Annotated in this window: 19 protein-coding genes; 16 read left to right on the forward strand and 3 right to left on the reverse strand. The window is 46.0% G+C overall.

Annotated elements, in window-relative coordinates; genetic code table 11:
- The first annotated feature begins 8 nt into the window (after positions 1-8).
- From QUA04_RS09010 to QUA04_RS09020, 3 genes are all read left to right on the forward strand, one after another.
- Positions 9-1,532, forward strand: coding sequence for a thymidylate synthase (locus QUA04_RS09010; protein ID WP_333255851.1), 1,524 nt, complete (start codon positions 9-11; stop codon positions 1,530-1,532).
- Positions 1,533-1,570: 38 nt separating this feature from the next.
- Entirely contained in the window at positions 1,571-2,431 is an 861-nt protein-coding gene (locus QUA04_RS09015) for a dCTP deaminase domain-containing protein (RefSeq protein WP_333255853.1), read from the forward strand.
- Between the two features lie 457 nt (positions 2,432-2,888).
- Positions 2,889-3,428 (forward strand): dCMP deaminase family protein, encoded by a 540-nt coding sequence (locus QUA04_RS09020; protein ID WP_333255877.1) that lies wholly within the window; start codon positions 2,889-2,891, stop codon positions 3,426-3,428.
- Between the two features lie 241 nt (positions 3,429-3,669).
- Here QUA04_RS09020 and QUA04_RS09025 read toward each other — a convergent pair whose 3' ends face one another.
- The 3 genes from QUA04_RS09025 to QUA04_RS09035 form a co-directional block, all read right to left on the reverse strand.
- The gene (locus QUA04_RS09025) at positions 3,670-4,278 is read right to left on the reverse strand and encodes a salt stress protein, Slr1339 family (RefSeq protein WP_333255856.1); all 609 of its coding nucleotides are present in this window, start codon (positions 4,276-4,278) and stop codon (positions 3,670-3,672) included.
- A gap of 75 nt (positions 4,279-4,353) precedes the next feature.
- Positions 4,354-4,959, reverse strand: a complete 606-nt coding sequence (locus QUA04_RS09030; protein ID WP_333255858.1) for a VWA domain-containing protein — start codon at positions 4,957-4,959, stop codon at positions 4,354-4,356.
- A gap of 119 nt (positions 4,960-5,078) precedes the next feature.
- Positions 5,079-5,555 carry an NAD(P)H-quinone oxidoreductase subunit N gene (locus QUA04_RS09035; RefSeq protein WP_333255859.1) on the reverse strand — a complete coding sequence of 159 codons (477 nt, stop codon included), beginning with the start codon at positions 5,553-5,555 and terminating at the stop codon, positions 5,079-5,081.
- 430 nt (positions 5,556-5,985) lie between these two features.
- Here QUA04_RS09035 and rplC point away from each other — a divergent pair, with 430 nt between their 5' ends.
- From rplC to rplE, 13 genes are all read left to right on the forward strand, one after another.
- Positions 5,986-6,621, forward strand: coding sequence for a 50S ribosomal protein L3 (rplC, locus tag QUA04_RS09040; RefSeq protein WP_333039608.1), 636 nt, complete (start codon positions 5,986-5,988; stop codon positions 6,619-6,621).
- A 190-nt stretch (positions 6,622-6,811) separates the two neighbouring features.
- Complete coding sequence (gene rplD / locus QUA04_RS09045; protein ID WP_190657994.1) at positions 6,812-7,444, forward strand: 50S ribosomal protein L4; 633 nt, start codon at positions 6,812-6,814, stop codon at positions 7,442-7,444.
- The gene (locus QUA04_RS09050) at positions 7,437-7,745 is read left to right on the forward strand and encodes a 50S ribosomal protein L23 (RefSeq protein WP_333255860.1); all 309 of its coding nucleotides are present in this window, start codon (positions 7,437-7,439) and stop codon (positions 7,743-7,745) included. Before rplD ends, QUA04_RS09050 begins: the two co-directional genes overlap by 8 nt.
- A gap of 175 nt (positions 7,746-7,920) precedes the next feature.
- The gene (gene rplB, locus QUA04_RS09055) at positions 7,921-8,784 is read left to right on the forward strand and encodes a 50S ribosomal protein L2 (RefSeq protein WP_333057787.1); all 864 of its coding nucleotides are present in this window, start codon (positions 7,921-7,923) and stop codon (positions 8,782-8,784) included.
- Positions 8,785-8,897: 113 nt separating this feature from the next.
- Positions 8,898-9,179, forward strand: a complete 282-nt coding sequence (rpsS, locus tag QUA04_RS09060; protein ID WP_006634997.1) for a 30S ribosomal protein S19 — start codon at positions 8,898-8,900, stop codon at positions 9,177-9,179.
- 96 nt (positions 9,180-9,275) lie between these two features.
- Entirely contained in the window at positions 9,276-9,635 is a 360-nt protein-coding gene (gene rplV, locus QUA04_RS09065) for a 50S ribosomal protein L22 (RefSeq protein WP_190657986.1), read from the forward strand.
- A gap of 113 nt (positions 9,636-9,748) precedes the next feature.
- Positions 9,749-10,477 carry a 30S ribosomal protein S3 gene (gene rpsC / locus QUA04_RS09070; protein WP_242719701.1) on the forward strand — a complete coding sequence of 243 codons (729 nt, stop codon included), beginning with the start codon at positions 9,749-9,751 and terminating at the stop codon, positions 10,475-10,477.
- Positions 10,478-10,592: 115 nt separating this feature from the next.
- The gene (gene rplP / locus QUA04_RS09075; protein WP_333059807.1) at positions 10,593-11,012 is read left to right on the forward strand and encodes a 50S ribosomal protein L16; all 420 of its coding nucleotides are present in this window, start codon (positions 10,593-10,595) and stop codon (positions 11,010-11,012) included.
- A gap of 159 nt (positions 11,013-11,171) precedes the next feature.
- Complete coding sequence (rpmC, locus tag QUA04_RS09080; protein ID WP_333251689.1) at positions 11,172-11,483, forward strand: 50S ribosomal protein L29; 312 nt, start codon at positions 11,172-11,174, stop codon at positions 11,481-11,483.
- A 38-nt stretch (positions 11,484-11,521) separates the two neighbouring features.
- Entirely contained in the window at positions 11,522-11,770 is a 249-nt protein-coding gene (gene rpsQ / locus QUA04_RS09085) for a 30S ribosomal protein S17 (protein WP_006634992.1), read from the forward strand.
- 108 nt (positions 11,771-11,878) lie between these two features.
- A complete protein-coding gene (rplN, locus tag QUA04_RS09090) occupies positions 11,879-12,247 on the forward strand; it encodes a 50S ribosomal protein L14 (protein WP_006634991.1) in 369 nt (122 codons plus the stop codon).
- 1 nt (position 12,248) lies between these two features.
- Positions 12,249-12,611: a 50S ribosomal protein L24 gene (gene rplX, locus QUA04_RS09095; protein ID WP_333255861.1), complete on the forward strand. Its 363-nt coding sequence runs from the start codon at positions 12,249-12,251 to the stop codon at positions 12,609-12,611.
- Positions 12,612-12,753: 142 nt separating this feature from the next.
- On the forward strand, positions 12,754-13,299 hold the full coding sequence (gene rplE, locus QUA04_RS09100) for a 50S ribosomal protein L5 (RefSeq protein ID WP_333255862.1): 546 nt from the start codon (positions 12,754-12,756) through the stop codon (positions 13,297-13,299).
- Positions 13,300-13,311 lie beyond the last annotated feature (12 nt).

The following is a 13,311-nucleotide window of genomic DNA, read 5'->3' on the forward strand; positions in this document are numbered from 1 at the left end:
TCACAGCAATGAGTCAGCAGGCAACCCTATTCCAGTACAAACCACTACACAAGCCAAACCAACTGATTTGCGGAACTGGTCAAACCGCTGTAGTGACTGGATGGACTGTAAAGCAAGCGATCGCCAAACACCTTCACGCCCATGAGTTTGCTGTGATTGGACAGCTTTACAGTTCTACTCGTGGAATTAGCTTTCTGATTCGGAATCTTTTATGCAATCCTCATGTCCGCTTTTTAGTAATCATGAACGCTACAAAAGAAGACCTCAATGCTGGTGGATGTAATTGCCTACTGGACTTTTTCCGTCACGGATTCACAGAAGGTACCAGTGATACCGGACGAAAATGTTGGGTGATTCGGTCTTCCATTACTGGGTATATTGATATTGAAATTCCAGCTAGTGCTTTAGAACAATTACGGCAATCTATAGAGGAACCAGTAGAAGCCAAATCCATTTCTGAAGCTGTAAGCTGGGTCAAATCTTACGCGCAGCGCGACCTAATTGAACCGTGGAGCGATGGCCCCCTAAAATTCGATGTATCTGAAAGCGTTCCTACTATTCAACCTGGACCTCGTTACGGTCATCGGATAGAAGGAACAACGATTGCAGAAACTTGGGTTAAAATTATTCATCGCATCAAAACAACAGGTACAATTCGACCGACTGGCTACGATGGCAAATGGCAAGAATTAATTGATTTAATAGCTGTGGTGAAAGATGAGCCACCAGGATTTTATTTTCCCGAGCCAAATTATCTACCCATTGACCGTCCTTTTATTCAAGAATACGTTTCACAAATATTAGATGATTCTCGGAAACGAGAAGGTGTTAAATACACATATGGGCAGCGTCTTCGTTCTTGGTTTGGTGGACGCGACCAAATTGAACAAGTTATTAAGAAGTTGATAGGTGAGATAGACGCTGCTAGTGCAGTTATGTCGCTGTGGGATGTAGCCGATCACGATTCAGGTGGCAGTCCATGCCTTAACCATATCTGGCTAAGAGTTGTGGATAACGAACTGTCAATGACTGCTACTTTCCGCAGTAACGATATGTTTAGTGCTTGGCCCGCTAACGCTATAGGATTGCGAAAGTTGCAGGAACACATTCGAGATGCGATCGGTGAGCGATCGGAGTACAATCTAAAGATGGGCCCACTGATTACCATTAGTCAGAGCGCTCATATCTACGATGATACTTTCGATTCAGTTGACCGGATTATCAACCAGCACTACCAAAAAATTGTTGATGCAGAACGTAGGCGTTATTTTGATCCACGCTATTCTGATTGCGATCCTGTGGGAAACTTTTTAATTAAAGTGGAGGATAAAGCAATAGTTGTTTCCCAAACAACTCCTGGCAGTGGTGAGATTACCAAGCATTATAGTGGCAGAGACCCTCTCAAACTATTACGACAGATTTGCGCTAATTCTCCAGCTATACAGCCTGAACATTCAGGTTACTTAGGGCTGGAAATCCAGAAGGCTTTTGGCTGCCTTGAAACTGGTAAAAAATATATTCAGGATCGATAAATTTAAGTGTCCTAAACTTAAAGAAGAGGAAATAGTTTATGTCTGTTCTAAGCGAGTGGGATATTATCAACGAGCTAGGTAGAGGTATATTTATTTATCCTTTCAAAGGGAAAGAAGATAGCATCACAGGTTGCTGTTTACACCTAACGGCAAGTGAATATGCTTATACATTTAACATAGCTCAACCGACTCAAGAGCCACAACGCTTGCTTTTTACCGATCAGGATGATAAGAAATTTATTAAAATTCCGAGCAGAAAAACTGCTATAACATGGACTAATGAATCAGTATTTCTGGGTAATTATTTATGTGGCTCTCTTCATTCAAAAGTAAAGCTAGTATCCCAAGGTCTAGGACATATTGGAACAAGAGTTAATCCTAATTATGGAGGCATTTTGGCTATTGCTCTCCATAATTTATCTGACAACGATATACTAATTGAAGTAGGTGAAACTATTGCATATTTAAGAGTTCATAGATTAACGTCACCATCTTCTGCTAAGAAGAGTGATGATTCTGGTAAGCTTGTTACTGATGCTATTCCTGGAGACTCAATCCCCTCGAAGCTTAAAGCTTGGATAAACGATCCACAAAATCGTTGGCGAAAAGGAGAGCCTGAGGAGATTTGGAAAGTGTTAGAGGCATCATCAGGATATCAAACAGCCAAGGATGAGCTTAAAAAAAAATCTATCCGCTACCGTTTAGTTTTTAAGTATTTGCCACAGTGGGATGCGACAGTGTGGGCTGGGATTATCGGGGCATTAGCAACACTTGTGGTAGGTATTCCAGCATGGCTAGCATTGAGACCTTCTTCGCCACCTTCTTTTGATCCAAAACCAATCATCACACCAAAGACACAAATAGCACCCACCCCTAAAGCAACCTCTGTTCCAAAATAATAATGTTGAGAGAGCGTAAATATCAATGAGCAAAGTATATATATCTGGTGCTTTAACAGGAATTGAGAAACCAGTAGAAGTCAAGACTTTCTATGAAGCCATTGGTTTGCTTTGCCAGGAAATAGGTTTTCAAGCTTATGTTCCGCATATGTACAGCGATCCCATAAACAACCCTGATGTTAGTCCTAGCCAAGTATTTGAGAGAGACAAATATCAGGTTAGTACATCAGATTTAGTTATTGCTTATATGGGTTCCTTCTCTTTTGGTGTGGGAATGGAGCTAGCTTATGCTGAAACAAATAACATTCCTATTATTATTATTTATGAGCAATATAAAAATATATCACGATTTCCACTTGGTATCCCTACACTAATTGCTGAAGTTCAGTTCCAGACTTATGAAGATGCTTTGAAACAACTCAAAAACGTTTTGACACAGAAGAGAATACAGCAGCTTATGAATAAAAAATTTCAAAGACCAAATTGGGAAGAATACTTCTTAATGTTAGCAAAATTGGCCGCTACTCGATCGACTTGTCTGGCTTTTCCTGTAGGCGCGGTGATAACTAAAAACAAGCAAGTTTTAGCAACGGGTTACAACGGTTCGCCGTCAGGTTCGGCACACTGTACTACTCAAGGCTTCTGCTATCCTGGTTTGAGTAGCTGCGACGCCAGTAAAACTTTGCCATCAAGGGCGGTTCACGCTGAAGCAAATGCGATCGCCAAAGCTGCAAAACACGGTATATCTACTGCTGGGGCTAGTATTTACGTCACCTTAGAACCCTGTATCTATTGTTTGAAATTAGTCATTGCGGCTGGAATTCGAGAAGTGTTTTACGAAACGACTTTTAACAGCGGAGAAAAAGCTGCTTTGAGAGATACTTTTATCAGTGAAGGTATTGTTGAGTTAAAACAAATTCAGCTATCTGAAGATACAGCAAAAAAGGCGGCTTTGTTTTTGTTGAATCCTACATCTGTGTCCAAAAATTTAGTATAGGAGCAATCCTCGCCCTGGTTGTCGCACCCACAGGAAATAACTGTGCTGTGTTCCTATAAATGATATTTATTTGCTGGCGATTTGTAGGGAGACGGCACTGCCGTCTCCTAAATCCCGCGTGATACAAATGATATTTATTTTACGCTTTGTAAAGACACAGCACTGCCGTGTCCTTACAACAAATAAAGATGGCAATTAACCAAAAAACAGCCTTACAAATTGTGAATACCGTGTAGTTCAATTAATCAAACTCATTCACAGCTTGCAAATAGTCGATCGCCGCATCTATCCTCGAAGAATACCTAAAAGCAAACTGATCGAACCAATATCCCTCATCGGAATTCTTATCCAACTTTTTCAGCCAAACCTGAGCTTGCCTAACTTTCTGTCTGTGCGTTTGTACGTCCAACTGCGGCCCCGCGACTTTTTCTGCTGGTTGCGGTTGTAGTGAAGCTACTTCCTGAGCTTGATTTTGCGCTTCGTGCTCAGCCTTAAGCGGTTCCAGTGCAGCCACTTCCTGAGCTGGATTTTGCCCTTCGTACTCAGCCTTAATTTGAGCTAAATCCTTATCCAAAGAACCAGCATACAAATTTATAAGCGGTTGCTGTGAAGCCACTTCCTGAGCTTGATTTTGCCCTTCGTACTCAGCCTTAATTTGAGCTAAATCCTTATCCAAAGAACCAGCATACAAATTTATATCTGATGTTTCAAATGTTTGATTTGACGGCATTGCTGCTTGTGGCAAAGGCGTTTGTGCTTGCACCGGTGTCGGACTTTTCAACTCAGCATTTTTTTGAGATGCTTGATACTCTGCCTTAAGTTCACCTAACAGGCGCTCGATAGATTCCATAACTTAAACCCCCTAAAAAATGCTGCTGGGCTAACTAACCCCAATAATATAATCACGGAAACTTCGCCCGCCTCCTTAATCAGTTATTGCATTCAGCAATACCTCTGTCAGGGTCATTCCTTCAATATCATCCATCGTGACAGTATCAACGATATCGAATTTAGCCCCAGCGCTTTGCAGTTCGTCATCCAATATCTTGAGAAACTTAGTAGCTTCCGGCGCATTCCCTACTTGAATGAAAGAAATCGCCAACTCTTCATCTCGATCGAGCTTACGAGAAGCCTCTATAATCGTTTTCATCACTTCTTTGCGATCGTCAGGTTCCCCGTCCGTCACCACTAATATTGTTTCCCCATTTTGCTTGGTCTTACCGGATGCTTTGCGCTGAAAATAACTGTTCAGAGCGTCTTGCAGAACAGCAGCTAAATTCGTAGTTCCCGAAGGTTCGTTTTCTTGGAAAATTTGCACGACTTTAGCGGATGTTACGTTGTCGTAGCGCTTGAAGCGACCGGAAAACACATAAACTGTTATGCCATCAGGATCAAGTTCTTCGCATTTATTCGCCAATGCGATCGTCGATTCTTGCATGAGCGCCCACCGAGTTTTACCGCCCATCTGGTCTTTTGTGTACATACTGCCGCTTTTGTCAATGATGATGGTATAATCGCGATTCTGAAGCATAAGATTTTTCCTGTTAATTAAGTTTTTCCCAAAAATATCAAAACCAGCGAGCAGAAGCTGTTGAGCTTTAGTTGCTCGCTGCGTTTTTTTAGTTGATTTGCGATCGCAAATCCCGGAATTTAAGCTGCAACTAAAGCATCTTTAAGTGGCTTCCAGCTAAAAGCTCGATCGCCCCCCATCTCAACTGCTATTTTAACTCGCGGTTCTAACGTCGGCAAAACAGTCAAATACTCAATCTCCTGACTCGACAAAATCTGCCCTTCAATAATCCACAGCACCAGTCCTTTTGCTTTAGGTGGCAAATTGTCTAATTGAGTTTGCAAAATCGGCGGCACGTAGTACGTATAACCCACAGCCGATTCATTGCCAGTAGTTTTCTTGCCTAAATGCGGCGGCCGCACCCCGTGAACCCCCGTCAAATACATCGCCAAATCACCCAAACCCCGCGCCGAAATCGTGTACCCACCGTAGCCCGCAGCCCTCAGCCGCCGCAGGTAGCGCCCCTCAAATCCTCCCTCTAAAGGAACGTACAGGGCCAGCGACCCCGACTTTTCCAAATCCCGAATCAGATCAGATCCCGTCGTAATCAGTCCCATAAATTTGTCTTGCCTGCTATCTTACATTTGGTTGATCGCTGCTTGCGAGCTGGAAATATTATAAATCCTAAAGTTGAGCCGAAAAATTCTCATCCCGGCCTTGACAAACGGCAAACACTTCATGTACTATTGTGAATTGTCGCCGTAAAGGATACTGAGTAGTTTGCTGCTCAAGTCCTGGCGCAAACAAGCAAGACCGAGACAAAACTCGGAGATCTAGCAGGTAAAAAGCCGCGAATCTCAACCCTTGCAAGACTTCCACAAGCTCGCTCCCAAATTTAAAACTCAAATTTTAAACACCGAGGAAGGCTGTTGGTTGATAACAGTTAATTGCAGGAACACTGAAATAAATGTTTCTGCACAAGAGCAAGCGGATTGACGAAAACTTCGCAATCCGAAACCTCTTGCGTAAATAAAAGGAAGAAAATCCGTGTCTGTAGGCATTCTTGGCACTAAACTAGGCATGACTCAAGTGTTTGACGCCGAAGGGAGAGCCATCCCCGTCACCGTCATACAAGCAGGGCCTTGTACAGTAACTCAAATCAAAACCAAACAAACTGACGGCTACGGTGCCGTTCAAGTTGGATACAACGAAGTCAAACCAAAGGCTCTCAACAAGCCAGAACTAGGACACCTTGCCAAGTCGGGGGCGAATCCACTGCGACACTTGCAGGAATACCGATTGGAAGACACCAGTTCATTTGAATTAGGTCAACAACTAAAAGCAGATACCTTTACACCGGGACAAATAGTAGATGTCATCGGTACAAGCATCGGTAAAGGTTTTGCAGGTTTTCAAAAGCGCCACAACTTTAAACGAGGCCCGATGTCTCACGGTTCCAAGAACCACCGCGAGCCCGGATCGATCGGGCCTGGAACAACTCCTGGTCGCGTTTATCCTGGGAAAAGAATGGCAGGACGTATGGGCAACGTTCAAGTCACCGTCCGCAAACTAACAATTGTCCGGGTGGATACAGAGCAGAATTTGCTGCTAATTAAGGGAGCAGTTCCCGGCAAAGCTGGCGCCTTAGTCAATGTTGTGCCTGAGAAAAAAGTAGGACGTTAGTCAGTAGTCATTAGTCAGTAGTCAGCAGTCAGTAGATAGTAGTTGGCCGTTAGTAGCAAGCAATAACTAAGAACTAAAAGCTGAAAACTAAGAGCTGAAAACTAAGACCTGAGAACAGACAACAGACGACAGACAACAGACAACAGACAACTAACAACAGACAACTAACAACAGACAAAGGACAAAAGATATGGTTAACTGTGTAGTGCGAAATTGGCAAGGCGAAGAAGTTGGGGAAACAACTTTAGAACTGCGCGTAGCCAAAGAAGAAAATGCGTCTCACATCGTTCACAGAGCATTGACGCGGCAACTGAATAACGCTCGTCAAGGAAATGCTTGCACCAAAACTCGATCGGAAGTCAGAGGCGGTGGCCGCAAACCCTGGCGTCAAAAAGGCACCGGCCGAGCCAGAGCAGGTTCTATCCGTTCTCCGCTGTGGCGGGGCGGCGGTGTCATCTTCGGACCAAAACCGAGAGACTTTGAAGTCAAAATGAACAAAAAGGAACGCCGTCTCGCTTTGCGGACAGCATTCCAAAGTCGCACCGAAGACATCATTGTGGTTGAAGAATTTGCAGAGCAATTTCCGAGACCCAAAAGCAAAGAATTGCTGAGTGCGATCGCCCGCTGGGGCATCGAACCAGATACAAAAGTTCTGTTAATCTTGCCAGAACCGCAACCAAACGTCTACTTATCAGGACGCAACATCGAATTAGTAAACGTCATCTTGGCAACTTCCCTGAATGTTTACGACGTTCTCGCGGCTGACAAAATTATCGTCACATCTACAGCCATAGCTAAAATTCAGGAGATTTACGGTGAGTAAAATCGACCCCCGCGACTACGCAGATTTGATCCAGCGTCCGATTCTCACCGAGAAAGCTACCCGAATGATGGAATTAAATCAATTCACATTCGACGTAGCCCCCAAAGCGACAAAGCCTCAAATCAAAGCTGCAATTGAAGAGCTATTTAAGGTTAAAGTCACCGCAGTCAACACCCAAAACCCGCCGCGCAAAAAGCGTCGAGTTGGCAAATTCGTCGGCTTTAAACCTACTTACAAGCGAGCAACCGTAACTCTGACCGACGGAGACTCGATCCGCAAACTCCTATTCCCAGAAGTCTAGACGATTTTGGATTTTAGATTTTAGATTTTAGATTTTAAATTGCGGTTAACTGGTGGAAATTCTCGAACCAGAAAACTCGTAAGTTAACCAAAGATCGCCAATCTTCAACCTAAAATCTAAAATCGATAAACGTCAAATCCAAAATCCAAAATCCAAAATCTAAAATAGATCGATTATGGGCATCCGTTCTTACCGACCTTATACCTCCAGCACCCGGGAACAGACCGTCTCGGACTTCGCTGAAATTACCAGATCAGAACCAGAAAAGTCTCTAACCAGCAACAAGCACACCAAACAAGGCCGCAACAACCGAGGCGTCATCACCTGTCGCCACCGGGGAGGCGGTCACAAACGGCTGTATAGAGACATCGACTTCCGCCGCGACAAACACAGCATTCCCGCTACCGTCAAGGCGATAGAATACGACCCCAATCGCAACGCCCGCATCGCCCTCCTGTTCTACAAAGACGGCGAAAAACGGTACATCCTGCACCCGCTCAACTTAAACGTCGGTACAGTAATTGTCTCAGGCCCAGACGCGCCGATCGAAATCGGTAACGCCCTCCCCCTGAAGAACATTCCCCTCGGTACCAGCATCCACAACGTCGAGCTAGTACCCGGAAAAGGCGGACAAATCGTTCGCTCCGCCGGCTCCAGCGCTCAGCTAATGGCAAAAGAAGGTAGCTACGTCACGCTCAAACTGCCATCCGGCGAACAGCGCAAAGTCCGCGCCGACTGCTACGCCACCATCGGTCAAGTCGGCAACACCGACGCCAGAAACATCAGCCTCGGCAAAGCAGGTCGCACCCGCTGGAAAGGTCGCAGACCCACCGTTCGCGGTAGCGTCATGAACCCGGTAGACCACCCGCACGGCGGTGGCGAAGGCAGAGCTCCCATCGGACGTCCGGGGCCTGTCACTCCTTGGGGTAAACCAGCATTGGGTGCAAAAACTCGACGCAAAAACAAGCGCAGCGACGCTTTAATCGTCCGGCGCCGCCGCAAAGCTTCCAAGCGCGGCAAGGGCGGCAGACAAAGCTAGTCATCAGTCAGCAGTCTTCAGTGCTTAGTTATTAACTGCTAACTAATGACTGAGGACTGATGACCCATGACTGCTTAATTCTGACTAATGACTCCTGAATTACTAAAAAAATCATGTCTCGATCGCTAAAAAAAGGCCCCTTTGTCGCAGATGCTCTGATGACAAAAATCGAAAAACTCAACGCCGCCGGCCAAAAACAAGTAATTAAAACTTGGTCGCGCTCTTCCACAATCCTACCCCAAATGGTAGGTCACACTATCGCCGTTCATAACGGCAGACAGCACGTACCAGTCTACCTCACCGACCAAATGGTAGGCCACAAACTCGGAGAATTTTCCCCCACTCGCACCTTTAGAGGTCACGCGAAAAGTGGTGATAAAAAGGCGAAAAGATAGCCGAATTAGGTGACAGGTAATAGGTAGTCGGAAAAAAAATTACCAATTACCAATTACCTTTTGCCCAATTACCAATTACCAATTACCGAAATCGAAATGGCTATAGATACCACATCCGAAATTAAGGCGATCGCCCGTTACATCAGAACATCCCCCTTCAAAGTGCGCCGAGTCCTCGACCAAATTCGCGGCAAAAGCTACCAAGAAGCGCTGATTTTACTCGAATTCATGCCCTACCGCGCCTGCGAACCAATCGTCAAAGTTTTGCGATCGGCAGTAGCCAACGCCGAACACAACGCTGGATTGGATAAATCCAAGCTGGTAGTTTCTCAAGCTTACGCAGACCAAGGCCCAGTCCTCAAACGCTTTAGACCCCGCGCTCAAGGTCGCGCCTACCAAATCCGCAAGCCAACCTGTCACATTACCGTAGTAGTAGCTCCGCTCGTAGAAAACTAACCAGGGAAAAACGTAAGAGGTAATAAACAGCTTAAAGTTGAAAAAAATGGGTAATCAGCAATTACCAATTACCAATTACCAATTACCAATTACCAATTAACTCATCAACTATTATGGGCCAAAAAATACATCCAATTGGTTTTCGCCTCGGCATTACCCAAGAGCACCGCTCTCGCTGGTTTGCTGATCCCAAAAACTATCCAGAACTCTTGCAAGAAGACTATAAAATTCGCAAGTACGTTCGTAAAACGCTCAGCAATGCTGGGATTTCCTCGGTCAGAATTGAGCGGAAAGCCGATCAAATCGACCTAGAAGTGTTCACCGCCAGACCAGGCGTTGTCGTAGGCCGTGGCGGAGCAGGCATCGAAACCTTGCGCGTCGGTTTGCAGCAGCAACTCGGTAGCAACCGCCAAATCCGCATCAACGTCGTCGAAGTCCAGCGAGTAGATGCCGATGCCACACTGATCGCGGAATACATCGCTCAGCAACTAGAACGGCGCGTATCCTTCCGCCGAGTAGTCCGCCAAGCAATCACCCGCGCCCAAAAAGTCGGCATCCAAGGCATCAAAATTCAAGTCAGCGGACGCCTCAACGGCGCAGAAATCGCACGTACCGAATGGACGCGCGAAGGAAGAGTCCCCTTGCACACGCTGCGGGCAGACATCGACTACTCCTACTGCACTGCTCAAACCATCTACGGTATTCTGGGCATTAAAGTTTGGGTTTTTAAAGGCGAAATTATTCCCGGACAGGAACAAGAGGCTGCACCAAATGCAGCAGTGCCCCGCACAAAACAAAAGCGCCGCCGCCAGAACTTTGAAGATCGATCGAATGAAGGCTAGCTAATTGTTGACTGTTAGTTGTCACTTGTTAAGTGTCAGTTGTTCCAAACCAATTAGCAATTAGCAATCACCAATTAGCAATTACCAATTACCAATTACCCAACTCCCTTTCGCCATGTTAAGCCCTAAAAGAACGAAATTCCGCAAACAACAGCGCGGGCGAATGAGCGGTATTGCCACCCGCGGCAATACAGTTAGCTTTGGCGACTTCGCGCTCCAAGCCGTCGAACCCGCCTGGATTACTTCCCGCCAAATAGAAGCCGGACGCCGCGCCATGACCCGTTATATCCGCCGGGGCGGCAAAATTTGGATTCGCATTTTTCCCGACAAACCAGTCACCGAGCGCGCAGCAGAAACCCGGATGGGTTCTGGTAAAGGCTCACCAGAGTTTTGGGTTGCCGTGGTCAAACCAGGCCGAGTAATGTTTGAAATTGGTGGCGTAACTGAAGAAACTGCGCGCGAAGCAATGCGTTTGGCATCTTTCAAATTACCAATTAAAACCAAGTTCATCACTCGCGAAGAAGGCCAGTCCTAGCGAAGAGCGAAGGTAGAATTAGGTCTGTATTAATCAGCATTTTAAACGGCTACAGCATTTTAAAATCTGGCTTTCATAACTTTTCTTTCCTTCGACCTTCAGCCTAAGAGACAATTCTGTCTTCTGTCATACCGATCGCTAACGAGAAAGCACACAATTATGTCTTTGACCAAGATTAAAGAAGCTAGAGAATTAAGCGATGCTGCAGTAGCAGAGCAAATTTTAGCCGTCAAGCGCCAACTAATGGAATTGCGGCTCCAGCAAGCTACCGGTCGCATGGAGAAGCCTCACCTGTTCAAGCACGCCAAACACCGGCTAGCTCAATTGATGACAGTTGAACGCGAGCGCCAAATCGTTGCTGAGAAAGAAGCTGCAGAAAAATTAGCCGCATCTAAACAGGTAGCACAGCCTGCTGCAACCGCAGCAGTCAGCCAAGAGTCAGAAGCAGCCGAGCCGACGATCGCACAGTAGCTAAAAAAAAGTCAATTGCACAACAAAAATAGGTAGCTATGGCAATTAAAGAACGAGTTGGCGTAGTAGTCAGCGACAAGATGGATAAAACCGTCGTGGTAGCAATCGAAAACCGCTCCTCCCACACAAAATACGGCAAAATCGTAGTCCGCACCAAGCGGTACAAAGCTCACGACGAAGAAAATCAGTGCAAATCGGGCGATCGCGTTCGCATCACTGAAACTCGCCCCCTGAGCAAAACCAAACGCTGGACGGTTGCTGAGATTTTTGGGACAAAAAACGGCTAACAGTTAATTGCCACATCGCGATCTCCCGATCGAAAATTAACAATCAACTAGCAGTCAAAAGTCAACAGTCAACAGTTAACACTCAACAGTTAACACTCAACAATCACCATGATTCAACCCCAGACATACCTCAATGTCGCCGACAATAGCGGAGCCCGCAAACTGATGTGCATCCGCGTATTGGGAGGCGGCAACCGTCGCTACGGCGGAGTCGGCGATGTCATCATTGCCGTCGTCAAAGACGCCATCCCCAATATGGCCGTCAAAAAATCAGATGTCGTTCGGGCAGTCATTGTCAGAACCCGCAAAGGCCTGCGCCGCGACAGTGGCATGAGCATTCGTTTTGACGATAACGCCGCCGTTATTATCAACGTAGACGGCAACCCCAAAGGCACTCGTGTCTTCGGTCCCGTCGCCCGCGAATTGCGCGACAAAAACTTTACTAAAATCGTTTCCTTAGCCCCGGAGGTACTTTAAAATGTACGGAAAAAAGGGTAAACCAACTAGCGAACCGCAGCGCTACAGAATGCACGTCAAAGCAGGCGACACCGTGCAAGTAATTACTGGCAAAGAGAAAGGAAAAGTCGGAGAAATCTTAAAGACATATCCTAAAGTCAGCAAAGTAATTGTTAAAGGTGTAAACATCAGAACAAAGCACGTCAAGCCCCAGCAAGAAGGAGAGTCCGGGAAAATACTCACGTTTGAGGCTCCCATTCACAGCTCAAATGTCATGCACTATTCCGAAAAAGAAAAAATAGCTAGCCGCGTTTGCTATACATTTAGCGAAGACGGTCGGAAACTGCGACAGCTCAAAAAAACTGGAGAAATCATCGATCAATAGTGATTTGTTATCAGTCATCGGTCATTAGTCCGCCTTCTGACAAGTGACTTTTCAACTCATAACTAACAGCTAACATCGGTGGGACGGACAATCGACAAATTCCCTGACCAAGCCCAGGGACAGTTAACGAAACACAAAAACTATGCCGGACAAACTCAAGGTTCTTTATCAAGGAAAAATCATTCCCACACTGATGGATCAGTTTAAATATACTAATATCCATCAGGTTCCAAAACTCGTCAAAGTCACAGTGAACCGTGGTTTGGGAGAAGCATCTCAAAACGCTAAGGCACTGGACTCGTCGATCAACGAAATTGGCATCATCACTGGGCAAAAACCAGTGGTGACGCGGGCGAAAAAAGCGATCGCAGGCTTCAAAATCCGTAAAGGAGTACCCGTCGGCGTTATGGTGACGCTGCGCGGCGATCGGATGTACGATTTTCTCGATCGGCTGATCAACCTCGCACTCCCCCGAATCCGCGACTTCCGCGGCATCAGCCCCAAAAGCTTCGACGGGCGCGGCAACTACAGCTTGGGTCTGAGAGAACAGCTAATTTTTCCAGAAATAGAATATGACCGCATCGATCAAATTCGAGGCATGGACATTTCAATTATCACCACAGCAAACACCGACGAAGAAGGACGCGCCTTGCTTAAAGAAATGGGAATGCCGTTCCGGGACAACTAAGCACTAGAGTAA

The sequence above is a fragment of the Microcoleus sp. S13_C5 genome (assembly GCF_036700845.1).
Lineage (GTDB): Bacteria > Cyanobacteriota > Cyanobacteriia > Cyanobacteriales > Microcoleaceae > Microcoleus.

Bases quoted from the DNA above. Each gene is read 5' to 3' on its own strand.
- QUA04_RS09030 (WP_333255858.1), bottom strand. From the start codon at position 4,959: ATGCTTCAGAATCGCGATTATACCATCATCATTGACAAAAGCGGCAGT.
- QUA04_RS09010 (WP_333255851.1), top strand. From the start codon at position 9: ATGAGTCAGCAGGCAACCCTATTCCAGTACAAACCACTACACAAGCCA.
- rplD (WP_190657994.1), top strand. From the start codon at position 6,812: ATGGTTAACTGTGTAGTGCGAAATTGGCAAGGCGAAGAAGTTGGGGAA.
- rplE (WP_333255862.1), top strand. From the start codon at position 12,754: ATGCCGGACAAACTCAAGGTTCTTTATCAAGGAAAAATCATTCCCACA.
- QUA04_RS09035 (WP_333255859.1), bottom strand. From the start codon at position 5,555: ATGGGACTGATTACGACGGGATCTGATCTGATTCGGGATTTGGAAAAG.
- rplB (WP_333057787.1), top strand. From the start codon at position 7,921: ATGGGCATCCGTTCTTACCGACCTTATACCTCCAGCACCCGGGAACAG.
- rplX (WP_333255861.1), top strand. From the start codon at position 12,249: ATGTACGGAAAAAAGGGTAAACCAACTAGCGAACCGCAGCGCTACAGA.
- rplN (WP_006634991.1), top strand. From the start codon at position 11,879: ATGATTCAACCCCAGACATACCTCAATGTCGCCGACAATAGCGGAGCC.
- QUA04_RS09020 (WP_333255877.1), top strand. From the start codon at position 2,889: ATGAATAAAAAATTTCAAAGACCAAATTGGGAAGAATACTTCTTAATG.
- rplP (WP_333059807.1), top strand. From the start codon at position 10,593: ATGTTAAGCCCTAAAAGAACGAAATTCCGCAAACAACAGCGCGGGCGA.
- QUA04_RS09025 (WP_333255856.1), bottom strand. From the start codon at position 4,278: ATGGAATCTATCGAGCGCCTGTTAGGTGAACTTAAGGCAGAGTATCAA.
- rpmC (WP_333251689.1), top strand. From the start codon at position 11,172: ATGTCTTTGACCAAGATTAAAGAAGCTAGAGAATTAAGCGATGCTGCA.
- QUA04_RS09015 (WP_333255853.1), top strand. From the start codon at position 1,571: ATGTCTGTTCTAAGCGAGTGGGATATTATCAACGAGCTAGGTAGAGGT.
- rplV (WP_190657986.1), top strand. From the start codon at position 9,276: ATGGCTATAGATACCACATCCGAAATTAAGGCGATCGCCCGTTACATC.
- rpsQ (WP_006634992.1), top strand. From the start codon at position 11,522: ATGGCAATTAAAGAACGAGTTGGCGTAGTAGTCAGCGACAAGATGGAT.
- rpsC (WP_242719701.1), top strand. From the start codon at position 9,749: ATGGGCCAAAAAATACATCCAATTGGTTTTCGCCTCGGCATTACCCAA.
- rpsS (WP_006634997.1), top strand. From the start codon at position 8,898: ATGTCTCGATCGCTAAAAAAAGGCCCCTTTGTCGCAGATGCTCTGATG.